Source organism: Sphingomonas sp. SP2 (assembly GCF_058313385.1).
Genome location: NZ_JBZFLD010000001.1, coordinates 2,061,200 through 2,085,155, shown reverse-complemented (window position 1 = coordinate 2,085,155; position 23,956 = coordinate 2,061,200). Strand labels below are relative to the sequence as shown.

Below are 23,956 nucleotides of genomic sequence, written 5' to 3'. Positions count from 1 at the left end.
ACCATGGGCCACTCGAGCTCGAGCCGCTCAAGGTTCGCGAGTTCGCCGATCTCCTCGAGAAATGACTGATCAACATTACCGCTGATGAGGTGTCGCAGGGCATGTCGCCTGCCTAGGCCATGAAAATTGAGCTTCTGCCGACCGATCCAGGCGCGCGTTGCATCCGCCGGAATGTCGTTCGCTTCGAGGTAGGCGTATTTTTCACGCCACTCAGTGAAATCCCGTTCGATGTGACCCCGGAAGCGATCGTTTAGCGCGCTCTCCAGATTTGGAAACGTGTCCATTTCCTGCATACGACATGCCCCACTTTGCTTTCGAACACGCACTTGGCAGGGCAAAGTTAATGTCCGCATTCCACCCATTGCAGACATCTGCTCTCGAGCTATGCGGCGGCAATGCGCATACGGCCCTTCCGCTCCGACGACGCACCGGCGTTGGCACAATTGTTCTATGATGCCGTTCATCAGATCGCCCGTCGCTACTACTCGGAAGCTCAAGTGAATGCTTGGGTGCCGGCCATTCCCAGCATCGAACAGGTCACAGCTTGGGGAGGCGACGGTCGGTTGTTCTTGCTTGCGGTGGACAATCTCGACCGGCCGCTGGCGTTCGCCGACTTGGAAGCGGACGGACACATTGACCATTTGTTCTGCCGTGCGGATTTGGCTGGCACGGGTGTGACCTCCCAACTCTACGACGAACTGGAAGCCCATGCTTCCGCATCGGGGATTGAGCTGCTTTTCGTTGAAGCAAGTGAGCCCGCACGGCGCTTCTTCCTGCGGAAGGGCTTCACTGTGGATCACCGTCGCGATTTTTCAGTGCGAGGAACTCCGATCCACAACTACCGTATGGAGAAGCGCCTCTAATTCGCGATACTTTCAGCGTCTGCTTTCCACCCATTGCGGACATCACCAATCTCGGGAAGATAATCGAAATGATGATTCTACCTCGAGAAAATCGTTACATTGCGCCAGGAACTAAGGTGAGACTGCAGCCTTATGAAGGCGAGGCAGAGGTTGGGGTGGTCATCCACTGCTGGAATAGCGAAGAGATCTTTGGCTACGACTGCTACGTAGCCTTCTTCGGGTCAGAGTTTCCGACTGATCAACCTGCTGTTCTCCCCTACGTGTTTAGGTACGCCGCGACATCGTTGGATGTATACAGCGACGATTAGCTAACGTCCACTCTCCACGCATTGCGGGCATTAGCTCGAGTGATAGGCGCAACGCATGACAAGCGTCATCTTCAACATCGACGTCCCCGACATTGAAGCCGGTGTTATCTTCTACACGTCGGCTTTCGGGTTAGAGGTGGGCCGCCGCTTCGACGAGGACTTCGTCGAGCTGGTCGGCGCCGAGACGCATATCTACCTGCTCCGGAAAGACGCGGGAACAAGCATCGGGCCGGCCGGCGGAGACGTTCGTCGCTATGAGCGGCATTGGTCACCGATCCATCCCGATTTTGTTGTCGATGACATCGCCCGAGCAACGGAAAAGGCCCTGGCAGCAGGGGCCGTCCAGGAAAGCCCGGCCCGACAGGCGCCGTATGGACAGATTGCGATGTTCGCCGATCCCTTCGGGCACGGCTTTTGCCTGATCGAGTTCAACTCCGCCGGCTACAATGCCTTGCTAACGACGGCAGAACCCCAATGAAGCGATGTCTGCTTTGGGTGGAAAGCGGACGTTAGGACTTCAAGCTCAGATTGGGCGCATGAAGATATGCAATCTTGCAGGTGAGGAGCTTGCCGAGGTCACGGAAGTCAGCCCCGGTCTCGGCCTTGATTCTGTCGATCTGTCAGGGCGCGATCTAAGCTCCGCGAACCTGTCTGGAGCGGTCCTAATGGATGCCAAGCTCCGCTCATCCACCTTGAGGGGGGCGGACTTATACTGGGCGATAATGTTCCGCGCTGATCTCAGCGGCGCGGACCTGAGTAGAGCCCTGCTGTGCGGGGCCGATCTAAAGGAAGCCACTCTGATCGGTGCGGACCTAACTGACGCTAAGCTCGGTAAGGACAATCTGGGTGGGTCAACACAGCTTCAAGGAGCCAACCTCCTCGACGCCAAGTTGGCAGGTGCCGACCTAAGCGACGCCGAATATGACGACGCCACTATCTTCCCGGATGGCTTTGACCCTGAGCGAAACGGCATGCGAAAAGCAGCAGCGTAACGTCCGCAATGGGTCGAAAGCAGACATTCGCTTCTGCCTTAATCAACCGCCGGAATGCCACCGTTCCGCTGAAAACCAGACGGTCTCCTGCCGGCCAGGTCCGGTCGTTCGGAGTAGGGGTGCGGTGGGCTGGCCAACCAGCCCACCGCCCTTCTTAGATCTCGGTAGCTTCGGCTAGCGCCAGAGCATCTTCGACTTCGACGCCAAGGTACCGAACCGTGGTCTCGATCTTAGTATGACCAAGCAGGATCTGCACCGCGCGCAAGTTGCCTGTCTGCTTGTAGATCAGGGCTGCCTTGGTGCGCCGGAGCGAATGGGTGCCGTAATCCTCTCGGCGCAAACCAATCGCCGTCACCCATTCGTCGACCAGGCGAGCATATTGTCGGGTGCTCATATGCTTGTGCCGGTCAACCCGGCTTGGAAAGACATACTCGTCGAGCGAGCCACCACGCCGCTCAAGCCACTGGAGCAAACTCGTGCGTGCGGGCTCCAAGAGCTCGAACTGCACGGGGCGACCAGTCTTCTGTTGAACAATGATTGCCCGTTGTCGGATGCGGGCTCCACTGACCAGCTGATCGATCTTGATCTTCACGAGATCGCAACCGCGCAGCTTGCTGTCGATCGCCAGGTCGAAGAGCGCGCGATCGCGGAGCCGGTGCTCCTGTTCAAGGAAGAAGCGAACGGCCCACACCTGCTTCGGCAGGAGCGGGCGCTTGGCGCCAAGCTTACGGCCAACATTCCACGCGGGTCGGTCTTCTTGACCGGGATCGTAGATTGCATGTCCCATGCTTCATCTCCTCAGGCCAACGGCGGCCGAGGGGAAAACGAGCAAAGCGGCTTAGAATGGTGGAAAGCGGAACGGCAGCTTAGTGACCGAAAAGGCCGGGAGCAGCCTTCCGTGAAGGTCACCTGCCCGGAGGGCATGGTGCACGGCGGCAAAGAACTTAGCTTTTCGCTTTCAGAGCTGCCTTAAAATCACCGGATCCGTGATATTATCGTCGGCCGCCAACAGCATCGCTTTGGAAAGTATGATAGACAGCGTGCGATCACCTTCGAACGGAAGCCAGAGACGCGGACCATCGGCCGCAGCGGGCACGATGCAAATGTGGCGTCCACTTCGCGAGCAGGCACCCGAAGTCAGGTGGATCTGGTAGGTGTGGCGCTTGCCGGCGACCACCAGGTGGCGATCGTCGAGGCTCAGTTGGCCGGCAATCTTGAGGCGCGGGATGATGCGCTCGAGCATCTCGCGACGCCGCTTGCCCGCCTCGAGCAATTCGGCACTGTTGATTTGGTGCCAGTAAGCATCAGCCTGTGCGCCCCATTGGGAAGGGTGCGCGGCGTCTCGGCCGCGATCGAGCCAGTTAGGATCGGCAGCGATCGACGCGACCGCAGTGAAGAGGTCGGCGTGACGCATCACCTCGGAGAAGATGATGGATGGCAGTGTCTCAAGCGCGACCGCCTCACCACGGAACGGACCGGCCGCGCCCTCCTCTAGTCGGTGGAACTGGATCCGATCAGTAGTGACATAGAAATAGGCTTGGCTGTCGGTGACTTGCGGATCGTCTCCGCCGGCGCCTTCGACCCAATAGTCCGCAACCATGCCGTGCGCGGGTAATGGCAAATGCCAAGGCTGATCGTTCGCCGCATCAACCCACATGCGGTGTGTCACCTTCCAGCCGTTCATGCGAGCGAGCGTCATCGCCTGGTGTTGCTTGAGGAGGTGCGCCGCCCAGCGATTCGAATAAGTCCGGGTTGTCCGCTCGGCATCGGTGAGCGCATAAACTTCCCGCCAGACTTGGGCGAAGGGTTGGGTTAGCTGCAATTCCTCTAGCCGGTCGCGCCAGCCGAGCACCTCTTCAACCCTGTCGTCGATCGGATGCCATAAGCGGATGTTCGCACCACTGAGTTCGATGGCTTGACCGTCGCGCCGAGCCATGGCCTGGCCATCGAACAATGCGGCAGTAGGCGCCTGATCCTCGCGCTCGATCCACCAGACAAGCTTGCGGGCCAGCGTGCCGACCAGGGGATGGTCGAAGTAGCGCTCACGCCATTCCTCCACCGTCCAGTGACGATCCTCGAGATATAGCGACTGCAGCCGCACCACTTGTGTGCCGAGGTCGGCCTCGATCTCCTTTGCCGCCTCCTTGACCGCCTTGAGCGCGACCTTGTCCGCCTTCATGGCTACCGAGGGTGATTTGAGCGGCTTGCCGTCCTCCGAGGTCCAGGCGATGGCCACGTCGCGGGCGCCGACCACGCGCAATTCGGCCGAGCCTCCGCCGAGGAAGACAGTTCGGCGACCGCCCGCCTCAAGGTCGTGAGTCGGGACGGAGAGTTCGTCGAGCGCCCCACGGGTCAGCCCGGTAGCGGCAGCGGCCTCGTTGAGCGCGGCATCGATTTTCGACCTGACCTTGGGATATTTCGTCCGCGCGAGAATGCGCGCCAGATAGGGTACCCCCGCGCCTTCCTTCATGCGGACCAGGGCCCACAGGCAGGCATTGCCTAGCTTCTCGGCGCGGATGCCCACGCCAGCTTCGGTGACGTAGCAGCGCTTCAGGGCGAATTCGGCGAGGCGCGGGCCGAGCCATGAGGGATCCTCGTCGGCGACAAGGTAGATGAGGGCGCGATGATAGACGTCGGTCAATCCAACCTGCCAGTTGAAGCCAACGATCGGTGCCGCGACCAACTGATCGAAGAAGGTCCGCAACTCGGCCGGGTCGATAGCTGCCGCCGCGGCGCGGAGCTCTGTCAGCCACTTGGCCGGTGGAGTGGCTTTGCTGGCGATGCCCGCTGCTTGCTTGCTGATCGCGCGGGCGGACTCGGCATTGGCAAGCACGAAGGGGGCGAGAAGTTCGGAACGCGTGTGGAGACTGGCGGCAAGCGCAATGGCCTCGCCAGGATGCCAGCGATCCGACCCCATCGTCAGCTTGATGCCTTGCGCGCGGGCAGCGCTGGCGATCGTCTCCCGCACTTGAGCGGGTTCGGTCTGACCCGATGCGACTACCGCCTGGTGGATCCTTGCCATTTGCTCCAGCCACTCACGATGCGTTCGATCGTAGAGCCGGACGTCGAGAAAATTGTCGAAGTGCCGCCCGATAGTCGCGCGCGCATCCCATTGACCTAGTTCGAACCGTGGAAGAACGATCGGCTGCAGTCCGGGCAGGGCGGCTGTTTCACCGGGGCTGCTCGCGACCATCCCCTTTCGTCCGAAGCCTGGCCCCAGGGCCGAGGAGGACCGAGTGACGCTCGGAGCCGCAGGGAGATCACGAAGGAAATCCTCGATCGCACCACGGATCTTGTCATTGATGAACAGGCTCTGCCGTGTGGCGAGTTCCTTGCGAAGCGCAGCGACCAGCCGGCCATTGGGCGCGCCGCGTCCAGCCTCGAACAGCCAAGCAAGGATCGGCTTACCGCCGATGTCGATATAATGGTGCTGCGCGACATGCGCGACGAAGCGGGCTGCTTCGCGGTCAAGGTCTGTCACGATGACGCCGCGTCCAACCAGCGTCCCCAAGATGTGCCCGAACGCGTTCAACGTCGATGTGGCGGTATCGAGAGTATAGCTTCCATGTCTGCGGACCATCTGTCCCCAGCGCTCGATACCATATTCCTTCTGACGCTCGAGGATGTCGAGCAGCGCGACTAGCATGGCACCACGGTCGGTCGGCTTGGAGGTCTTGATTGCCTCCAGCGCCGGGTGCTTGGCCGCGCTCGCCATCCGGTGGGAGGCGATCACCACGTCCCCATCGAGGACCGCAGCGACGGCCTCGCGCAGCAACGGAGGGCAATCATCAAGGATGCGCTCTCGGATCGCATCACGCCTCGCAATCTCGCCCTGTGTCTTACGAAGCGCTGGAACGTCCCGCGCATCAAGCCCGGCGGCCGGCAAAAGCTCGAGCGCCAGTGCGACCGCATTGTTACGGGCGAACGTGGCCTTGCCGACCAAGCCGTCCAGAAAGTCGATGAGCGCTTGGCGCATGCCCGCTTTCTGAATGCGACCCGCCTGGGCGATCAGCGGGCGGACCCATTGCCCGGCGGAGCCATGTGTCGTCGCACCGCTCTGAAGGAGGGTCAGTTGCAACCCGCGCAAGCAGTCCGCCAATTGTCGTTCGGAGAATTGCGCGGCCCCGCGCGGATCGCCGAAAGCGCGTTGCCAGCCCGCCATCAGCGCCGCGTCGAAGACTTGCGCGAGATGGAACCGGCCCTGACCGTCAACCGATCCCTTGAGGATCTCCAGCAAGGGCGCTCGGAGCAGCAGTTGCGAGATGACCTCGGTCTCGTTCATGCCCAGCGCGGCGCCGATCGCCTTCTCGCGTTGGCGGCGCTCCTCATCACGGTCAGCGGGAGGTCCTGCGTAGTAGCGGCTGTGGAACAGATCTCGTAGGGCCGGAAACGGCACGTTGATGACGTCCTCGGGACGCACGCTGCCTCTGGCGCGAGGCATAAGTTCTTCAGCGCCGAACACGGCACGAACGAGCTTTCCGAAGATCATGCCTAGCCCCCTTGAAGCGGGGTGAGGATGAGGAACGTCGCCCGCGCCGTCGTGCCGATGTCTATCTCTTCGTCGAGGTTCTCGGCTTGGGCGTCGTCGAGCAACAAGACGAAGCGGGCACGCGCGAACCCTTCTTCTGCGGCCGCGACCAGCGCCTCAAGATCCTTTCCCGGTGGCGCGAACATCGCTCCGAAACCGCCGGTAGCACCGTGCGGATTGAGTGTCCGCTCGGCAGCGCTCGGGAGTGTCGCGCGCACGTCTGCCATCTGCTGCTGGCGCTCGACCTCAAGCTCAACCCGATGGCGGATGAGCTCCCGTACAGTCATTCGCGGCGCTACGCGCCGCACTACACCGACCGGTGCAGCGTTGCCCAGCACTTCGTCGAACAACAACAACGCCATCCCAGCCCCCGGTGTTAATCCAGAACCCAATACTCTGCGGCTGTTACAAAAGGGTCAACCAAGGACTGTGAGGGGGGCGGTGCTGATTGATCAGCTCTGCTAATTAGTTAACAAAAAAGGGCGCTTCGAAGACGGAGGCCTTGGCGCGGTCCTGGAGTGGAGCCTTGCATTCCTGGTGGAAAGCGGAATGGCCGCTTTCGAGCTACATAAGCAGAAAGCAGACGTCTGCCCGTGCGAGAGCCGGCAGACGGCTCAGCGCCCATCCGTGACGGTGGGGCGCGAAACGAACGACCTAGAAACACGTAGGCTGCCCATTTTCGAACTAATCGAAGCTGTGACAGCTGCCGATCGCCAGCCTATGCGTGGACACGGAAAACCAGAGTGAAGAAATGAACGGCATCTACTTCCACCCATCAGACGCTGTTGGGCTACGATCCATTGATCTCGGCAGAGTGCGGGAGGAAATCGAGGTAGCTATCTCCCAGTTTCGCTCAGGAGATCTGCATGCGCTCGGACTGGCCGCATGCGGCGACTATGTTCGAAGTCGATTAGCGCGCCTCGACGCAGCTCTCCAGGCCGTCAATCAAGCCAAATCCGATCGCAAGCGCGCTGATGCGTCGTCGGTTGTCCGACGATCCGGCATGGATCTCTATTACGCGGTCCGGGACAGCAAGGAGCGCCTCTCCGAGGAGGACAAGGAACGAGCCTTACTTGAGGTGGACGGTCCTCTCCTGCCATTGCGGACGTTCACCTCGCGACTGGAGGTCAGGGTTAGTTACAGGTGGCGAGACCGTCCGGACTCGGAATGGATGAGCGGCAGCATTGTTTTTCGTCATAATGTTAAAACCCAGCCGGACCTCATGGTGCCCGCGCCTAAGCGCAAGCCGCCGCGCTGGAAGGTTGAGGAAGACGCTCAGAATAAGCTTTACGCCAGTTGGGACCACCTGCGCCTGTTGGCTCTGAGCTCCGTTCGCGAGTACCTTAAGAGCGGCGGGGAGATCACGAAGATTCCCCCAATCTTCGACGTTGTGACTGACAGCGCAACCGGGGACCTGAACAATTTTAGCGCTCGATTCTGGAGCAGCTAGCAAGCGGCGCAACAGCCGGGCCTGCATTGAAGCGGAGGGCGTTGCTACTTAGCTTGGGACTGTGCCGGTAGCGCGCCTGAGGCCTGTTCGTCTCTGCGCGCACGGCCTTAATTCCACATGCCACGAAGGAGCCTCCGTGTACGATCACCTCAGTCCATTGGCACACAATGTTGGCCGATACCTGGCGGAACAGTGCACAGACGGGCTTCCGGGGCACTTCGACGATGAGTTGCTTAAGGCATTCCCAGACGAGACCAGAAAGACTCTGAGCTTTGCTTTGGCTGAGTTGAAATCGGAAGGCTTGGTGGAGCTGACTCCAGCGATCAACGCTCAGCTGCCACGGGTCCGGACTACTAACGACCTATTTGTCGCGTGCGACGCCGCCATCACTGGACATGATCCAGTCGAGGACTCCGTTGTCTTAGCGCGGCTACTTATCGACGAGCCGGAATTGGGTGGTAGCACCCGTCGGCTGGAAGAGGCTTCAGGTTGGCCACGGCGTCGCTTCAACCCGGCTTATTCGTTGCTGCTGCCCTGTTTCGATCAGCGGCGGGTCCGCCAGGTCATTCAGAACGAGTATTCAACCATGGGCGTTTCGCTCATCGATGAGGACGTGCTTGAGCTTCGTCGCTACGTCCGGGCACATGCCTGATGGTGAAGGTGACGTATAACGGTCGCCCATTCGATGCCGCAACATTTGCGGCCGATCTAAAGAGCAGGTTCATGGAGGCCGCGGTCTCAGCAATGAGCGACAAGGTCAGGGGCGCGGCTGCGTCCATTGTCGACCCAGAGACCGGGAAACATGCGGATGTCTTTGTGGATCGCGCCGGCACCAAGTTGATCGTGCGGACAAGCGGCTCACCGGCGTTCGCGAGGCTTTTGGAGAAGCGATTGGGGGTAGGCGTTGGTGAGGTGGAGCAAGTGAGCGCAGCTGAGGCTCTGGAGCATCCCAAAATCTACTTGGCGCATGCGAGCGAAGACAAGGAGATGGTTCGCCCGATTGCCGCATATCTCAGGGCGAATGGCATCGATGTCTGGTTCGACGAGTGGGAGATCGAGCCGGGCGACAGCCTCCGCCAGAAGATGGAAGAGGGCTTGGGCTCCATGTCTCACTTCGTCGTCGTTCTCACCGAAACCTCGATCAACAAGCCTTGGGTGGCCAAGGAGATCGACGTTGGGCTGGTCAGCCAAGTGGGAGGAAAGAGCCGCTTCGTCCCAGTGGTAGTTAGACTCGACACAAGCCAGCTCTCGCCCTTCCTGCAGTCCATGCTGTACCTCAAGCTAGATCCGACAAATGAGGCGGACCGTAAAGGCCTGCTTGATCGCTTGCACGGGGTCAGCCGCAAGCCGCCGGTCGGTGCCAAGCCGAGTTACGTTCAGTCAGCGCCAGAGAGCCTGGCTGGCTGGTCAGACGCGGCAGTGTCGATAGGCCGGCATATTGTGACGACCAGCAAGCACGCGATGCTGTCCGATCCGGTGGTTCAACTCGATACCTTGATCGAGGCGCTGGAGCTTGACGAGGAAGACATTCGCGTTGGCCTCTTGGATCTCGCTGAAGGGGGGCTGCTGAGAGAGATGAATGTGCGGGGCTATTTCTCGCCCACTCCGGCCCTGTTCGTCGAGTTCGACGAAGCGTTCATGCCCTTCAGCCCGGCAGCTGACGCGCGGACTGTTGCCAATCGAATGGTGAATGGCAGTGAGCGGGTGACCCAGACAGCCGCACTAGCCGAGGAGCTCGGCTGGGAGCCGCGGCGCCTGAACAGTGCCATATGCTATCTCGAGCGTGCCAACGCGATCTCTTCGAGGCAGACGCTCGCATCTGCCCCATGGCGATCAATTCAGTTGGTCAGGACGGACCAGACGCTGCGATTTGCCAAGCGGCACGCCTGATTACCGCTCTTGAACTCGCCCTCTCGGTCCCCATCTGTTCTCACGGTGGGCAACAACAGGGTTCAGGACATGGCGAGACCGTTTCCTTGGAAGAGCAACTATCGTGACATCCCTGCCTCCGTTCGGGAGGCACTGGGTAAGATCGACAGCGATCTGGTGGTCGTTGCAGCAACGAAAAAGGTGTCGAGGGCTGATGTACAGTCCGGACTCTATAGTCACTTGGGGCTGAGCGTTAACGCGTCGGGGGTTGTAACCTCCGGGCCTATGTCGCCTCGCCCCGACGCGGGGAAGTGGTCGGAGCGGAATGCCTTCGGTTGGGACCGCAAGCGCACTGATTGGCCCATGGTCGATAAAACGTGGACCTTCGAGTCACCTAACTTCGGTGACGGCGCACGGAACGGCTGGACAATGCGGTCGTGGACCAAGAAAGTTTATCAGCATCAAGTGTTCGAGCCGCAGGGCATGACCATCGATCCGGTCGTGCTTGAGGACCGGGGCGGCGAGCACATCGTGCTTAAGTTCACGCTGGCTCCGATCCTCAGCCGCTCGATGCCGGAGTTTGAACTTATGCTTCTCTGGTCGATCAACGTGCTCCAAGAGAACACAGGAGCGACCGGAGTGTTCGCCAGCGATGCCACGGCGCGAGACTACATGGCGACTGTTCACTTGGACTGGCTGATCTTTCCGCCCGGAAGCGCTGACGAGATTGTGGCGCGGCTCACCGGCGCTGGACGGCGCGGTGATGCACCTGACTTCGAGCACCACGTTCGTGAGCGGGTGCGCCTATTCGAGCAATTTCAGCCCCGCAACTACGTTCAAGGTCAAGGGGGCTTCGGCACCTATTTCGGTGCACAGTTCGCCGATGACCTCGTGGTGTTCGAGAACCTGAAGTATGGCAACGCCGTCTATCTGCTTTATCAGAACTGGGATGAGGTCTCCCGGCGCTCGCGGTTGGACCTTCTGCGGGATCAGGACGCCCACTTCGACCGCGTAGAGCACCGGGACAACTGGCAAGACAGGCTCACCGCCCTGTTGCAAGACAAGCTGCATGAACGCGGGCTCGCCCGCCGTAGAAGCGGCTATCGCTTCCGTCGTCGTGGGTAAGGAAAGGCGACTTCCTTGATCAATTTGAAAGCGCTTGCGGGAGGTCGATTGTCCGACGGCAAGCCGGGGGAGTTCTTCTTCGCTAGAGCCACATCTGACCCCAGCTTCTTCATCGGGGTCGTCAACAAATTCAGCGTGGCTGTCGATTTGACCTCAGGAACCTTTCAGTTCGCTGACCTTGAAGTATTGAGTGGTCGAAGGGGGCTTCTCACAAGCGACTACAACATCTTCGTCGACCCAGGCAGCCGACAGTCAATTGACCTGTATGCCGTCGATCCTCGTGAGGCAGCGGGCCTGCTTGCGGTAGAGGGCACCAATATCGGTATTGTGGGGATCAGCCAGCGGCACTCAAGTTTGCATTACATTACCCTGCTCAATGAGCAGATCGAGCCAGACTCACGCAACGTTACCGGCTTCGCACATTGGGAGGTGTCGATGCTCAACGAGGACGGTGAGTGGGCTGCAATCTACAAGTCGCCCGACCGAGGCGCGGCCGGATGGATCGAGAGCATGCGGACCTGAAGAACTTCGAGAGAGCGAGCGGGGAAACAAACCGGTCGGCTTAAATGGCCGTACTGATGGAGGCGATTACACCACCTTCGGAACCTTCAGCCAGCCGCGTGAAAGCTGTTGGCTTCTGTCAATTAAACGTCCGGATCTTGGTCGACTCGCTGCTGCCGTAAACGTCAGCTTGTGGGTCATTCTGGACGCGCTGAAAAACGCCAGCGCCTTGGCCGGACTTGCTTATTCCGATCCCCGTCAGAGCTAGCATCAAGACTGGTCTCAGCTGTCGGTGGGCACGTGTAAGTCGTCGAGCGATCCAATCTGAACAGGCAAGGGCTCCAAATTGACAGCGAAAACTGACCGTCGCCTGTGGACACGTACGGTTCTGCGAGGGCCACGGGTCGTGTCCTCGAGAGTGCGGGACAGAGACCGGCGCGCCACCGGTCCGTGTAGTATCCCCCTTGCTGCGGTTGCCGGGACCCCACGTTCGGCACCCCCGCTTGGCGCTAAGCTTAGCCCCTTTGCCGACTGCCTCGCTTGGCGGCGGAACTTGCGCCTGATGCCTTCGAATGGTACAATATCGATCCGTTCGCAGTGCCGAGTCGAATAGTTTCAAACACTTAGTTTGACGGTTGGCAGCGGCTTAAAATCCTGCCGCCCCAGCCAGCATCTCAGCGGAAACCACTGGAGCTGTTGGCCTGCCTCCGCGCTCGCCGCATTTCGCTAAAGGGGAGCCGAGGCATGAGCCAGACCTCTCGAAGAGCGCGCGGGCGTGGCGCGAAATGGCAATGATGTGGCCGTAATTGTCAAAGCGAGCGCGGCGTCGATGCTGGCATAGTCGTCGCGGGTGAACGCGATAGCCTGCGCGGTGGTGCAGGTCCCGCTTCCCGACAGGATGGAGGCCGGACCATGACGGATTTCCGCAAGATCGCCGCCGAGACGTTCGGCACCTTCTGGCTCGTCTTCGGCGGCTGCGGGAGCGCGGTGATCGCCGCCGCTTTCCCCGGGGTCGGGATCGGACTGCTCGGCGTGTCGCTCGCCTTCGGGCTGACCGTGCTGACCATGGCCTATGCCGTCGGCCACGTCTCGGGCGCGCATTTCAACCCGGCGGTGACGGTCGGGCTATGGGCCGGCGGGCGCTTCCCCGGCCGCGACATCCTGCCCTATGTCGTCGGGCAGGTCGTGGGTGCGATCATCGCGGCCTATATCCTGTTCTTCATCGCCAGCGGGGCGGCGAGTTTCGACCTCGCGCAGAACGGCCTGGCCCAGAACGGCTATGGCGAGGGGTCCCCGGGAGGCTATTCGCTGGTCTCGGGGCTGGTCGCCGAGGTCGTGCTCACCGCGGGCTTCCTGATCGTGATCCTCGGCTCGACCGACGGGCGCGCGCCGGCGGGGTTCGCGCCGATCGCGATCGGGCTCGCGCTGACGCTCATCCACCTCGTCAGCATTCCGGTCACCAACACCTCGGTCAATCCGGCGCGGAGCACGGGCCCGGCGCTGATCGTCGGCGGTCTCGCCCTTCAGCAATTGTGGCTGTTCTGGGTCGCGCCGCTCGTCGGCGGGCTGCTCGGGGGGATCGTGCATCGCGCCCTGTTCGCCGAGGAGCGCAAGCCGGCGGTCACTGGCGACCGCAAGAACTGACCGCCGGTCCGGCGGTTCACCAGATCCGGACGCGCTGATCGGGCGGGAGGTAGAGCTTGTCGCCCGGCTTGATCCCGAAGGCCTCGTACCAGGCGTCCATGTTGCGGACGACGCCATTGGTCCGGAACTGGCCGAGGCTGTGATTGTCGGTGAGGGTGAGGCGGCGCGCTTCCTCGGGCAGAGTGACGTTGCGCCACTGCTGCGCCCAGGCGAGGAAGAAGCGCTGCTCGCCGGTGAAGCCGTCGATCACCGGGGCTTTGCCGCCGAGCTTGTCGGTCACGTAATGGCGATAGGCGTCGAGCGCGATGCTGGCGCCGCCGAGGTCGCCGATATTCTCGCCGAGGTTCTGGCGGCCGTTGATGAACACGCCCGGGACCACTTCATATTTCCCATATTGGTCGACCAGCATCGCGGTGCGCTTTTCGAACTCGGTGCGCGATCCCGCGGTCCACCAGTCGCGCAGCTGGCCTTTGCCGTCCGAGCGGCTGCCCTGGTCGTCGAAGCCGTGCCCGAATTCATGGCCGATCACGGCGCCCAGCGCGCCGAAATTAACCGCCCGGTCGGCATAGGGATCGAAGATCGGCGGCTGGAGGATGCCCGCAGGGAAGGTGATCGAGTTGTTCGACTGCGAGTAGCCCGCATTGACCGTGAAGGTCGTGTAGGGGAATTCCCAGGTCCGGCGCTTCTCCTTGAGCTTGGCCAGTTCGTCGGAATGCTCCCAGTCCTTGATGCGTTTGAGGTTGCCGACGAGATCGTCCGGCCGGATCGCGACCGAAGAGAGGTCGTGCCAGCGATCGGGAAAGCCGATGGCATAGGTGACCGCGGCGAGCTTCGACTTGGCCTCGGCCTTGGTCGGGGCGTCCATCCAGTCGAGCGCGCCGATGCGGCGGTCGAAGGTGTCGCGGATATAGCCCACCATTTCATTGACCTGGGCGCGGTAGGCGGCCGGGAAATAGCGTTTGGAATAGATCCGCCCGAGGGGGTCGCCTAGCCGGTCCCCGACCATCATCACCGCCCGGGCTTCGAGCGGTCGCATCGTCGTGACCCCGGCAAGAGTGGTGAACTTGAAGCCGAACTGCAGCTTCTGCCAATCCTCGCTCAGCGCCGGCGCCCATTCGTTGATGGCGTGAAAGGCGAGATAGTCCTTGAGCGCGTCGAGCGGGGTCGCGTCGAACAAAGCGGCGAGCTTCTGCACCGCGGTGTCGGCGAAGACGTTGATCCGCTGCTCCCGGTCGAAACCGCGGGCCTTCAAGTAGACGTCCCACGGGAAGCCCGGCGCATAGGCCTTGAGCTCCGCGATGGTCATGTTGTGGTTGGTCCGGCGCGAGTCCCGCCGTTCGAGCGCGGTCCAGTTGCGACGGGCAATTTCGGTTTCGAGCGCGAGGACGCGGCCGGCGCGGACCTCGGGCTCCGAATAGCCGGCGCGGCGGAACACCTCGGTCAGGTAGGTCCGGAAGGCGGTCCGGACCCCGTCATAGGGCGCGCCGTCCTTCAGGTAGAAGTCGGCCGAGGGAAGCGTGGTGTCACCCTGCGCGACCGTCGCGATATAGGCGTCCGAGCGGAAGGCGTCGTTGAGCACGCCCGCCTCGATCAGGCCCGATTGCCAGGGAATGGTCATGGCGCGCGCGGCGCCGGCCTTGTCGGTGATGGCGTCGATCGCGGCGAGGTCGGCCCTGATCGGGCCAAGCCCGAGCCGGTTGAGCCGGCCGACGTCGACATAGCTGTGATAAAGGTCGGCGACGCGCTGCCCGTCGCTGCCGGGTTGCTGCGGCGCCGAGGTGAGCGAGGTGATGATCTCGCGCAGCTTCTGCTCGTTGGCGAAGTAGACCGCGAGGAACGTGTCGGAAGAGGCGAACCCGGCCGGGATCTTCGCGTCCTTGAGCCAGGCCTCGTTGACATAGGCGTAGAAGTCGTCGCCCGGCCGCACCGTCTTCGACATGCCGGCGGGGTCGACGCCCCAGGTCCCGATCAGCGCCCGGGCGGGGGCAGGGGAGGCCTGCGTCGCCGCCGTCGCCGGGGAGGCCAGCATCGTGCCGGCAAGCATCAGGACGAGGGCCGTGCGCGTCATCGGTCAGTCTCCTGCCGTCATGGTCCCTGCCGTCAGCGGCACTTGGGATGAGTGCCGATGTCGTTGGCCGATTCCACTCGCCCGTTGGCGAAGGTCAGCTGCACGCACTGGCGCGACTGCGGGCGCCAGAAGATGCCGTAGCGGGTGTTGCCCGAGGAGAAGCTGTCGACGTCGCGGAAGCCCTTCTCGCTCATCATGTCGATGGCGCGGATGTCGTTGACCCCGGCAAGATCCGATAGCGAGGCCTTGCCGCCGCCTGATCCGCTGCCACCGAGGTTCATCCCGACCGCGACCTTGAGCGTGTAGATCGAACTTTTGCCCGTGTCGGCCGCCGCGCCCATCATGTAGATGCGGACGCGATAGGCGCCGGTCTCGGGCACCGCGCCCGACCAGCTGTTCCTGCCCTCGACCGAGCTGTTGTAGAGTGCCTCCTCGCTGTCGGGGCGAAGCAGGTTGAAGTAGGTCGAGCGATTGCTCGGCGAGAGGGTTACGCTCAGCCGGTCGCCCGCGCCCAGCCGGACCATATAGTCGCGCGCATTCTGGCCCTTGATCGAGCCGAGCATGGTCGCGCTCGTCTTGCCGGCGGGGAAGACCACCGCCTGCATCGGGACCAGCGCGGCGGCGGGGAAGGCGAAGGCGAGTGCGGCTGCGGCGGGCAGCCAGCGCAGCAGATGGGGAGCGGAAACGCGCATGGCTGTTCTCCTCGAAACGGGACGGATCGGTCTGTGTCAGCGGGGCGGCGCGCCGCCGCTCACAAGCGGCAGGTCTGCGCGGAGGTGGACTCGATGTTGTTCACCCGTCCATCGTTGCTGTGGACGATGATGCACTGGTTGGAGGCGGCCCTCCAGTAGGTCATGTAGCGACCGTCGTCGGTCTTCTTGTTGTCGCGCTGGACGAAGCCGCGGCTCGAGAGCTGGCCCATCACGTAGTGACGGTCGCCGCCATTGAGATCGTTGACGTAGACGAAGTTGCTGTAGCCCCCGCCGAAGTGATTGTGGCTGCGGTAGCTGGTCTCCTCGCCACGGGCGCGCACGCCATTCTCATAGCCCGAGGTGTAGGCCGAGCTGCGGTCGTAATTGTGGTAGCTCTGGCTGTAGAGCCCGTCGCGATAGCCGCGCTCATACTGGCTCTCGCTGACCGAGTCGCCATAATGCCGGTCGTTGTCGTGGTCGTGACTCTTGTGGGACAGGGCAAGGGCGCCGATCAGCGCCGCCGCGCCGACGCCGACCGCGATCGCCGCGCCCTTGTCGCCGCTGCGCTGTCCGCAATCTTGCTTGGGCGCGACGACGATCTGGCTGTAGACTCCGTCCGAGGTCGCGGTCCGGATGCATTCCTTGGTGTTGCCGTTCCACCAGTAGCCGAGCTTCTGCCCGTTTCTGGTCGCGCCGCTGATCATGGTGAAGCCGCGATTTTCGAGCGTGCTTTCGCCCGAACTCGCCCGCACCCCAACGAGATCGCGGACCGATCCCGGGAGCGGGTCGGCCGCCGCGGCGATCACCGGGTTCGCCAGCAGGGCCAGCCCGGCCGTCAGTCCCACGCTTAGCCTGCGATACGTCGTCATGATGGCAGCTCCCGTCCTCAGCGCCCCCCGGGCGAGTCCTTCGCACCCGAGCATCATGTCAGAGATTGCTGCCAAGGGTTCTTGGCTTTTGCCGCCAAGGCATTGGCATTTCACGCCATCGCAAACCTACTTGCTGGCAAGGACGGTCAGGCTCTGCCCGCTGTTGGAGGGAAGCACCTTCGCCTGGGTGACGAGGATGGTCGCGCCCGGCGTGAGGATCGAGCGGACCGCGGCGAGGAAGTCGGGCGGCACGTCGATGCCTTCGAGCGCCCATGGCCTGACGGGACCGGCAGGCGCGCCGTCATGGCCGGGGAGACCGGCGACCATCCACTTGCGCTCGCCCGCAACCATGCCGGCGTATGTATAGACGTGCGTGCCCGTGTCGGTGCCGGCGACATTGACCCGCGCGCGCCCGATCTCGATCCCGTTGCGGAGCACGATCAGCCTCTGGTCGGTGCGGCTGACGATCAGCGACACCGGGCCCGACGGCGCCTTGGCCGGCTCCCAGCGGCTCGCCTCGCCCGGCGGCAGCGGTCGATGCTCGGTCGGTCGCCCGGCAGCGTCGGTGGCTGCGAGGACGCTGGTTTCGGGCGCCGCGCTGATCTGCCAGGCATCGCCGCTGACGATCACCGTCCCGCCCATGCTGGTGGTGCCGAACAGCCGCCGCGCGAACTCGATCGGAAGGTGCACGCAACCGTGGCTTTCGGGGTAGCCGGGAAGCCCGCCCGCGTGCAGCGCGACCCCGCGCCAGGTCAGCCGCTGGGTGAAGGGCATGGCGGCATTGTTGTAGGTCTTCGACCGGTGGGTCGCATCCTTCTGGAGGATGGTGAAGATGCCGACCGGTGTCTCGTAGCCGGGCTTGCCGCTCGACACGGTGGTGACCGCGATCCGCACCCCGTTGCGATAGACGGTCGCGACCTGGCGCTTGAGGTCGACGAAGACGAGCACCGGCCCCGAAGGCGCGATCGCCGGGGCCCAGACCCACTGGCCGGGCTTGAGCGCCTCGGCCTTACGCGCGAACTCGACCGCCGAGGAAGCCGGTTGGCCTTGCGCCTGTGCTGCGGTGGGCGCGAGCAGCAGGATTGCAGCTGTGGTCGCGAGATGCCTTAAGCGCATGAGGGCCTCAATCGCCGAGGAGGAAAGCGTCGGGCACGCGATAGGTTTCGCTGCCGACGGTGATGACCTGCCAGTCGCCCTCGCGCTTGCCCGCGCTGTCTAGCGCAGCCGAACCATCGGCCTGGCTGCTGCTGTGAGTGACGAACTTGCCCTTGCCGTCGAACAGCAAGGTTCGCTTGCCGCCGGGGATGGTGACCTCGACCGCGATCTGGTCGGGGCCGCGGGTGACGCCCGCCGGGCAGGTCGGGCCACCGCCCTTCACCCCGGCGCAAGGAATCTCGGCGGTCGCATTATAGTCGGTCCCGGCGACCTTGCTGTCACCCTGGTTGTCGCCGTCACCGGGTTCAGGGGCGACGGATTCGGGCGCCGCCGCGACATTGCCGTCGTTCCTGACAGCCTCGTCGCGCGCCTGGCCGCAGGCGGCGAGGGCGACGACCGCCAGGAACAGGGGGTAAGCTCGGCCCATCGCGACCACTCCTGGACACCGTTGTTGCGGGCAGCAGAGTGGCCGATCTGGCGCCGCTCGGCCATTGCCAAGTCCCGCCAGACGATTGGCAAAACGCGCCACCTGAACTTCCGTCCACGTTGACTCCGTATCGCTCGCGCAGGACCCTTGCGCCCTTCCCGCCGCCGAATCGGGAACAGGCCCAGGGGGACGATATGGGCGTTGAGGGAGCCATTCGCAGCGCCGAGGCGGTCGCGGATGAGCAACGATGCCGCGAAGATGCGCGGCGGGCGATCGAGGCCTTCGGTCCCCTTGCTTCGCGCGAGGTCCGGCCTGTGGTCACCGCTTATTTCGGCGAGACGCTCGGGTGGCCCGAATGGCTGGTCGAGGGGACCGCGCTTCCGCCGGGAATTCGCTTTCCGCGCACGATCAGCATCGCCGATGACCTTCGCACTCTCGCCAACATCTACGACCGCATCGATCCGTTCGATTTTGCGGTGCGCATCCGGCGCTTCCCGATGGCCAGCCTCTATCCCCTGTCCGCGCTCGCCTTCCGCGCCGCGCCGACCCTTGGTGAGGCGCTCGAAGCGCGGGCGATCATCCACAGCCGGCTGACCCCGCACATGGCAGCGCGGTTCTTCCGCGCGGGCGGAGAGGGCGGCCTTCGGCTTCATTCGGATTTCCTCACGGGCCATCTTTTCGGCTGCCACGCGCTTGGGATCCTCGGGCTGACCCATGCGATCGTGGAGGCGACCGGCACGCCGCTGCACGAACTGGCGCGGATCGAGACCAGCCTAAGCGGTCCTCGCCAGAACGACTTCGCCGCCACGCTCGACTGTCCGGTGGTGTTCGGCGCGAGAGACGACCGGATCATCATTGCCGCCGAGGCCCTCGACCGCCCGAACCCGTCCTACGAAGAAGATTTGTGGGCATTGGTGACGGAGCGGCTTCAAGCGCCGCGTGACGCGGCCGGGACGACCGCGGGCGCGAGAGTCCTTTCGCTGGTCGGAATCCACCTCAATGGACATCGGGTCCCGCGCCTCAAGCAGATCGCCGACGAACTCGAACAGTCGGAGCGGACATTGGTCCGGATGCTTCACGGCGAGGGGACGAGCTTCCGCGAGATCGTTGATGCCGAACGTCGGCGCCGTGCGGTGACCTTGCTCGGCAACCGAACCATCGCCTTGTCCGACATCGCCGGGCTGCTCGGCTTCCCTGACCGCCCGAGTTTCTGGCGCACTTTCCGCCGCTGGTTCGGCGTGACCCCCTCGCATTATCGGCGGACGAAACTCCCCGTCGGAGATGCGAAGCAGCGACCCATAGTAAAGCAAATTAGAATATACTAATTAAGCTACTCCTTATGGAGAGTGGCATGGAATCGTTTCACCTCGCGCAATTCGGGGCTCAGGCCGAACGGGCTGTCGGTCTCCTGAAGTCGTTGGCGAACGAATGCCGGCTTCTCGTCCTCTGTCACCTTGCGACCGAGGGAGAGCTTTCGGTCAGCCAGCTGCAGGACCGCGTCGGGCTGGGTCAGTCAGCGCTCTCCCAGCATCTCGCGAAGCTTCGCGAGGAAGGGCTCGTTGCCACGCGAAAGGAGGCGCAGGCCGTCTTCTACCGTATCTGCGATCCGAAGGCGCAGCAGGTCCTTGCGCTGCTCCATGACCTTTTCTGTCCGGAACTTGGCACTTCAGAACCTTTGGGGAGCATTGCCGATGACCAATGACCGCCACATCGACCGCGCTGTCGCGCAGGTCGCCGACGTTGTTCGGGGGCAAAGCCCTGCGCCGCAGGTGAAGGCCTTCTTCGACGAGGCGACATTCACCGTCAGCTATGTCGTTAGCGACGAAGCGACGGCGCGCGCGGTGATCATCGACAGCGTCTGGAACTTCGACCAGGCGTCGGGTCGCACCAGTTTCGACAGCGCCGACCAGATCATCGCCTATGTCGAGGAGCAGGGCCTGACGGTCGACTGGATCCTCGAGACGCATGCCCACGCCGATCACCTGTCGGCGGCGCCCTACCTCCAGGAGAAGCTCGGCGGGAAGATCGCCATCGGACGCGAGATCGTCACCGTGCAAGGTGTCTTCGGGAAGATTTTCAACGAGGGCACCGAATTTGCCCGCGACGGATCGCAGTTCGACCGGTTGCTCGATGATGGCGACCTGCTCGATATCGGCGGCCTGACGCTGATCGCGCTGCACGTGCCGGGCCACACCCCGGCCGACATGGCCTATGTCGTCGGCGATGCGCTGTTCACCGGCGACACGATCTTCATGCCGGACTTCGGGTCGGCCCGCACCGATTTCCCCGGCGGCGACGCCCGGCAGCTCTATCGCTCGGTGCGGCGCCTGATGACGCTTCCAGACGAGACCCGTGTCTTCATCTGCCACGATTACAAGGCACCCGGGCGCGACCATTATGCGTGGGAGACCACCATGCTCGCCGAGCGCAGCGGCAACGTCCATATCCACGAAGGTGTCAGCGAGGAGGACTTCGTCGCGATGCGCACCCAGCGGGACGCGACCCTGTCGACGCCCAAGCTGCTCCTGCCGTCCCTGCAGGTGAACATTCGCGGCGGGCACCTGCCCGATCCCGAGGATAATGGCGTGTGCTACCTCAAGCAGCCGATCAACCTCCTGTGAGCGCGTTTCTCGCCAACGCGCAGCCGCTGCACGGCCTCGTCGGTGGGGCGATGATCGGCATCGCGGCAGCGCTGATGCTGCTCGGGGCTGGCCGGATCGCCGGCGTTTCGGGCATCACGGCCCGCGCAATTCGGCTCGCCGACGGCGGCATGTCGCGAAGCAGTGCCTGGATGTTCCTGATCGGCCTGCCGCTGGGTGCCATCGTCCTTGCGGCTGCGACCGGACAGCCGCAAGCCGATTTCGCGCCGTGGCCGGTGCTCGTCGGCGCCGGTTTGCTGGTCGGTTTCGGCACCCGCATGGGGAGCGGTTGCACCAGCGGGCATGGCGTCTGCGGCGTCAGCCGCCTGTCGCAGCGATCGCTGATCGCCACGGTCACCTTCATGGCGGCGGGCATCCTGACCGTCGCCTTCCTCCGCCTGACGGGAGGCTGGCAATGAAGCTCGTCCGCCGTCTTCTCCCGCCGTTGGTCTCCGGTGCGCTTTTTGGCGGTGGGCTGACCCTTGGCGGGATGACCGACCCCGCCCGCGTCCGCGGCTTTCTCGACCTGTTCGGCGCCTGGGACCCGACGCTGGCCTTTGTCATGGGCGGCGCGGTGCTCGTCATGGGGATCTCGTGGCGGGTTCAGGCCCGCATGGTCCGTCCGCTGTTCGGCGAGCGCTTCGCCTTGCCGGACCGCACCGATATCGATCGCAAGCTCATCGCCGGCGCCGCACTGTTCGGCATCGGCTGGGGCCTGGCCGGCCTGTGTCCCGGGCCGGCCATCGCCTCCCTCGCGCTGGCACCCGCCGGCGTCCTCCCGTTCGTCGCTGCCATGCTTGTCGGCATGGCGGCCCACCGCCTCACGTTCGAACGCAATGCGCTCGCTATTCAAGGAAACTGAACCATGAAGCTCGCTGTCCTCACGCCCAATGTCTCTGCCTTGGCTCAGCCGTCGGCCGACGACATCGCGGACATTGCCCGGCGCGGCTATCGCTCGATCATTGGCAATCGTCCGGATGGCGAAAGCGATGACCAGCCGGCGTGGGCCGACCTCGAGGCGGCGGCGGCCCGGCAGGGACTGAAAGCGAGGCACATCCCCGTGGTCATGGGTCAGATCACCGACGAGCAGGTCGCTCAATTCCGCGACGCTCTGGAAACGCTGCCGAAGCCGATCGCCGTCTTCTGCCGTTCCGGGACGCGCGCAGCGCTGTTGTGGGCCCTTGCCAATCAGTCCAACCTCACCGTCGACGAGCGGATCGGCATCGCCACCAAGGAAGGCTATGACCTCGAGCCCTTCCGCCAGCGCCTGTCGCAGGCGGGCGAGAAGGCCGATCCCGACCGCCCGGCCGTCTGATGCTCGACACTGTCCAATACGTCCTCGGCCTGCTGTCAGGCAGCCTCGTCGGCTTTACCCTCGGCCTTGTTGGCGGAGGCGGATCGATCCTGGCCGTTCCGCTCATGGTCTATCTGGTCGGCGTCCAGAGCCCGCACGTCGCGATCGGAACGAGCGCCCTGGCGGTTGCCGCCAATGCGGCGACCGGGCTCGCCAACCATGCCCGCGCCGGGACGGTGAAGTGGCGCTGCGGCCTGATGTATACCGGCGCCGGAGTCATTGGCGCCTTCTTCGGCTCGACTGCCGGCAAGGCCTTCGACGGGCAGCGACTGCTTTTCCTGTTCGCGATCGTGATGATCGTCGTCGGCATCCTGATGCTGCGTCGTCGCAAGCATGAGGGCGAGGCCGGCGCGCAATGTGATCGCTCGAATGCCGGGAAGGTGCTCGGCGCTGGCCTCGGCACCGGTGGCTTCTCGGGTTTCTTCGGGATCGGTGGCGGCTTCCTGATCGTGCCCGGCCTCATTGCTTCGACCGGCATGCCGATGATCAACGCGGTCGGTACCAGCCTCGTCGCCGTGACCGCTTTCGGCCTGACGACCGCCGCCAACTATGCTTTCTCGGGGCTCGTCGACTGGGTGCTGGCGGGAGTCTTCATCGCCGGCGGTGTCGTCGGAAGCGTTGCCGGCACACGGGCGGCGAGGCGGCTCTCGAGCTCGGGCCAGCTGAGCGCTATTTTTGCCGCCCTGATCTTCGTGGTCGCTGCCTACATGCTGTGGAAGAGCGCGGGAGCGATCGCCTAGATACGGGCGAGCGTCGATGGCTCCCGATCCGGCCTTGGCGCAAGCCATCCGCAAGCCGCTTTGCGGATTGGACTTTCCGGGCGGGCGACTTATATACCGGTCGATATGGTAAGCGTCATGACCAAGGTCTGCAAAGGCCGGCCGCGCGAGTTCGATGTCGACGAGGCATTGGCGGCGGCGCTGCGCGTCTTCTGGAGCAAGGGCTATGACGGCGCCTCGCTGAGCGACCTTACCGAGGCCATGGGGATTACCCGGCCGAGCCTTTATGCGGCGTTCGGCAACAAGGAAGCGCTCTTCAAGAAGGCGCTCGATCTCTACGAGCAGGAGAAGCTCGCTTATATCGGCGAGGCGCTCAGCGCACCGACCTCGCGCGAGGTGGCGGAGCGGCTGCTGACCGGCGCGCTCGAGATGCAGACCAGCGAGTGCGAGCCGCGCGGCTGCCTGCGGGTGATCAGCACGATCAGCTGCGGGCAGGAGGCCGAGTCGGTCCGGGCCGATCTCGTCGCGCGGCGGGCCTCGTCGCACCAGGCGCTGCTCGACCGCATGCAGCAGGCGAAGGACGAGGGCGACCTTCCGGCCCATGCCGATGCCGAGGCGATGACCAATTATCTCCTCGCGATCCTCCAAGGGATGTCGGTGCAGGCGAGCAGCGGCGCGTCCAAGGCGCAGCTCGAGGAAGTGGTCCGCACCAGCGTTGCCTTCTGGCCCGGAAGATAGCGCGAAAAATTCGCT

Annotated in this window: 26 protein-coding genes; 17 read left to right on the top strand and 9 right to left on the bottom strand. The window is 63.5% G+C overall.

The genetic code is table 11. From position 1 onward, the window contains the following. On the bottom strand, positions 1-293 hold a 293-nt coding region (locus tag AC4GYU_RS10575), incomplete at its 3' end, for a hypothetical protein (protein ID WP_491086845.1). A 102-nt stretch (positions 294-395) separates the two neighbouring features. On the opposite strand from AC4GYU_RS10575, the gene AC4GYU_RS10570 reads away from it, so the two are divergent. The 3 genes from AC4GYU_RS10570 to AC4GYU_RS10560 all read left to right on the top strand — a co-directional run bounded on the left by AC4GYU_RS10570 (position 396) and on the right by AC4GYU_RS10560 (position 2,163). After that, the gene (locus tag AC4GYU_RS10570; RefSeq protein WP_491086844.1) at positions 396-863 is read left to right on the top strand and encodes a GNAT family N-acetyltransferase; all 468 of its coding nucleotides are present in this window, start codon (positions 396-398) and stop codon (positions 861-863) included. A gap of 363 nt (positions 864-1,226) precedes the next feature. Then, positions 1,227-1,649: a VOC family protein gene (locus AC4GYU_RS10565; RefSeq protein ID WP_491086843.1), complete on the top strand. Its 423-nt coding sequence runs from the start codon at positions 1,227-1,229 to the stop codon at positions 1,647-1,649. A 58-nt stretch (positions 1,650-1,707) separates the two neighbouring features. After that, positions 1,708-2,163: a pentapeptide repeat-containing protein gene (locus AC4GYU_RS10560; RefSeq protein WP_491086842.1), complete on the top strand. Its 456-nt coding sequence runs from the start codon at positions 1,708-1,710 to the stop codon at positions 2,161-2,163. Between the two features lie 154 nt (positions 2,164-2,317). Here AC4GYU_RS10560 and AC4GYU_RS10555 read toward each other — a convergent pair whose 3' ends face one another. The 3 genes from AC4GYU_RS10555 to AC4GYU_RS10545 all read right to left on the bottom strand — a co-directional run bounded on the left by AC4GYU_RS10555 (position 2,318) and on the right by AC4GYU_RS10545 (position 7,053). Continuing rightward, the gene (locus AC4GYU_RS10555; RefSeq protein WP_491086841.1) at positions 2,318-2,950 is read right to left on the bottom strand and encodes a tyrosine-type recombinase/integrase; all 633 of its coding nucleotides are present in this window, start codon (positions 2,948-2,950) and stop codon (positions 2,318-2,320) included. A gap of 171 nt (positions 2,951-3,121) precedes the next feature. Beyond that, positions 3,122-6,652, bottom strand: a complete 3,531-nt coding sequence (locus AC4GYU_RS10550; RefSeq protein ID WP_491086840.1) for a DUF4132 domain-containing protein — start codon at positions 6,650-6,652, stop codon at positions 3,122-3,124. 2 nt (positions 6,653-6,654) lie between these two features. Beyond that, a complete protein-coding gene (locus AC4GYU_RS10545) occupies positions 6,655-7,053 on the bottom strand; it encodes a hypothetical protein (protein WP_491086839.1) in 399 nt (132 codons plus the stop codon). Positions 7,054-7,415: 362 nt separating this feature from the next. Here AC4GYU_RS10545 and AC4GYU_RS10540 point away from each other — a divergent pair, with 362 nt between their 5' ends. From AC4GYU_RS10540 to aqpZ, 6 genes are all read left to right on the top strand, one after another. Then, positions 7,416-8,141, top strand: coding sequence for a hypothetical protein (locus AC4GYU_RS10540; protein WP_491086838.1), 726 nt, complete (start codon positions 7,416-7,418; stop codon positions 8,139-8,141). 136 nt (positions 8,142-8,277) lie between these two features. Next, positions 8,278-8,793, top strand: coding sequence for a hypothetical protein (locus tag AC4GYU_RS10535; RefSeq protein ID WP_491086837.1), 516 nt, complete (start codon positions 8,278-8,280; stop codon positions 8,791-8,793). Further along, positions 8,793-10,031 (top strand): toll/interleukin-1 receptor domain-containing protein, encoded by a 1,239-nt coding sequence (locus tag AC4GYU_RS10530; protein WP_491086836.1) that lies wholly within the window; start codon positions 8,793-8,795, stop codon positions 10,029-10,031. The genes AC4GYU_RS10535 and AC4GYU_RS10530 overlap by 1 nt, the downstream gene beginning before the upstream one ends. 342 nt (positions 10,032-10,373) lie before the next feature. Continuing rightward, on the top strand, positions 10,374-11,135 hold the full coding sequence (locus AC4GYU_RS10525) for a hypothetical protein (protein ID WP_491086835.1): 762 nt from the start codon (positions 10,374-10,376) through the stop codon (positions 11,133-11,135). Positions 11,136-11,150: 15 nt separating this feature from the next. Next, positions 11,151-11,657, top strand: a complete 507-nt coding sequence (locus AC4GYU_RS10520; protein WP_491086834.1) for a hypothetical protein — start codon at positions 11,151-11,153, stop codon at positions 11,655-11,657. An 891-nt stretch (positions 11,658-12,548) separates the two neighbouring features. Next, positions 12,549-13,280 (top strand): aquaporin Z, encoded by a 732-nt coding sequence (gene aqpZ, locus AC4GYU_RS10515; RefSeq protein ID WP_491086833.1) that lies wholly within the window; start codon positions 12,549-12,551, stop codon positions 13,278-13,280. Between the two features lie 16 nt (positions 13,281-13,296). Here aqpZ and AC4GYU_RS10510 read toward each other — a convergent pair whose 3' ends face one another. From AC4GYU_RS10510 to AC4GYU_RS10490, 5 genes are all read right to left on the bottom strand, one after another. Next, the gene (locus AC4GYU_RS10510; protein ID WP_491086832.1) at positions 13,297-15,348 is read right to left on the bottom strand and encodes a M13 family metallopeptidase; all 2,052 of its coding nucleotides are present in this window, start codon (positions 15,346-15,348) and stop codon (positions 13,297-13,299) included. 32 nt (positions 15,349-15,380) lie between these two features. Beyond that, a complete protein-coding gene (locus tag AC4GYU_RS10505) occupies positions 15,381-16,040 on the bottom strand; it encodes a hypothetical protein (protein WP_491086831.1) in 660 nt (219 codons plus the stop codon). 59 nt (positions 16,041-16,099) lie between these two features. Beyond that, positions 16,100-16,909 carry a hypothetical protein gene (locus AC4GYU_RS10500; RefSeq protein WP_491086830.1) on the bottom strand — a complete coding sequence of 270 codons (810 nt, stop codon included), beginning with the start codon at positions 16,907-16,909 and terminating at the stop codon, positions 16,100-16,102. Positions 16,910-17,035: 126 nt separating this feature from the next. After that, positions 17,036-18,025 carry a L,D-transpeptidase gene (locus AC4GYU_RS10495; RefSeq protein WP_491086829.1) on the bottom strand — a complete coding sequence of 330 codons (990 nt, stop codon included), beginning with the start codon at positions 18,023-18,025 and terminating at the stop codon, positions 17,036-17,038. 7 nt (positions 18,026-18,032) lie between these two features. After that, positions 18,033-18,491: a hypothetical protein gene (locus AC4GYU_RS10490; RefSeq protein WP_491086828.1), complete on the bottom strand. Its 459-nt coding sequence runs from the start codon at positions 18,489-18,491 to the stop codon at positions 18,033-18,035. Between the two features lie 194 nt (positions 18,492-18,685). Between AC4GYU_RS10490 and AC4GYU_RS10485 the strand changes: the two genes are divergently transcribed. From AC4GYU_RS10485 to AC4GYU_RS10450, 8 genes are all read left to right on the top strand, one after another. Next, positions 18,686-19,816: a helix-turn-helix transcriptional regulator gene (locus tag AC4GYU_RS10485; protein WP_491086827.1), complete on the top strand. Its 1,131-nt coding sequence runs from the start codon at positions 18,686-18,688 to the stop codon at positions 19,814-19,816. Positions 19,817-19,830: 14 nt separating this feature from the next. Continuing rightward, positions 19,831-20,193: an ArsR/SmtB family transcription factor gene (locus AC4GYU_RS10480; protein WP_491086826.1), complete on the top strand. Its 363-nt coding sequence runs from the start codon at positions 19,831-19,833 to the stop codon at positions 20,191-20,193. Next, positions 20,183-21,112: an MBL fold metallo-hydrolase gene (locus AC4GYU_RS10475; RefSeq protein ID WP_491086825.1), complete on the top strand. Its 930-nt coding sequence runs from the start codon at positions 20,183-20,185 to the stop codon at positions 21,110-21,112. The genes AC4GYU_RS10480 and AC4GYU_RS10475 overlap by 11 nt, the downstream gene beginning before the upstream one ends. Then, the gene (locus AC4GYU_RS10470; RefSeq protein WP_491086824.1) at positions 21,109-21,549 is read left to right on the top strand and encodes a YeeE/YedE family protein; all 441 of its coding nucleotides are present in this window, start codon (positions 21,109-21,111) and stop codon (positions 21,547-21,549) included. The genes AC4GYU_RS10475 and AC4GYU_RS10470 overlap by 4 nt, the downstream gene beginning before the upstream one ends. Next, complete coding sequence (locus AC4GYU_RS10465) at positions 21,546-21,992, top strand: DUF6691 family protein (protein ID WP_491086823.1); 447 nt, start codon at positions 21,546-21,548, stop codon at positions 21,990-21,992. Before AC4GYU_RS10470 ends, AC4GYU_RS10465 begins: the two co-directional genes overlap by 4 nt. A gap of 3 nt (positions 21,993-21,995) precedes the next feature. Continuing rightward, positions 21,996-22,445 carry a protein tyrosine phosphatase family protein gene (locus AC4GYU_RS10460; RefSeq protein WP_491086822.1) on the top strand — a complete coding sequence of 150 codons (450 nt, stop codon included), beginning with the start codon at positions 21,996-21,998 and terminating at the stop codon, positions 22,443-22,445. Beyond that, on the top strand, positions 22,445-23,224 hold the full coding sequence (locus AC4GYU_RS10455; protein WP_491086821.1) for a sulfite exporter TauE/SafE family protein: 780 nt from the start codon (positions 22,445-22,447) through the stop codon (positions 23,222-23,224). Before AC4GYU_RS10460 ends, AC4GYU_RS10455 begins: the two co-directional genes overlap by 1 nt. A gap of 117 nt (positions 23,225-23,341) precedes the next feature. Beyond that, positions 23,342-23,941: a TetR/AcrR family transcriptional regulator gene (locus AC4GYU_RS10450; protein WP_491086820.1), complete on the top strand. Its 600-nt coding sequence runs from the start codon at positions 23,342-23,344 to the stop codon at positions 23,939-23,941. The last annotated feature ends 15 nt before the right edge of the window (positions 23,942-23,956 follow it).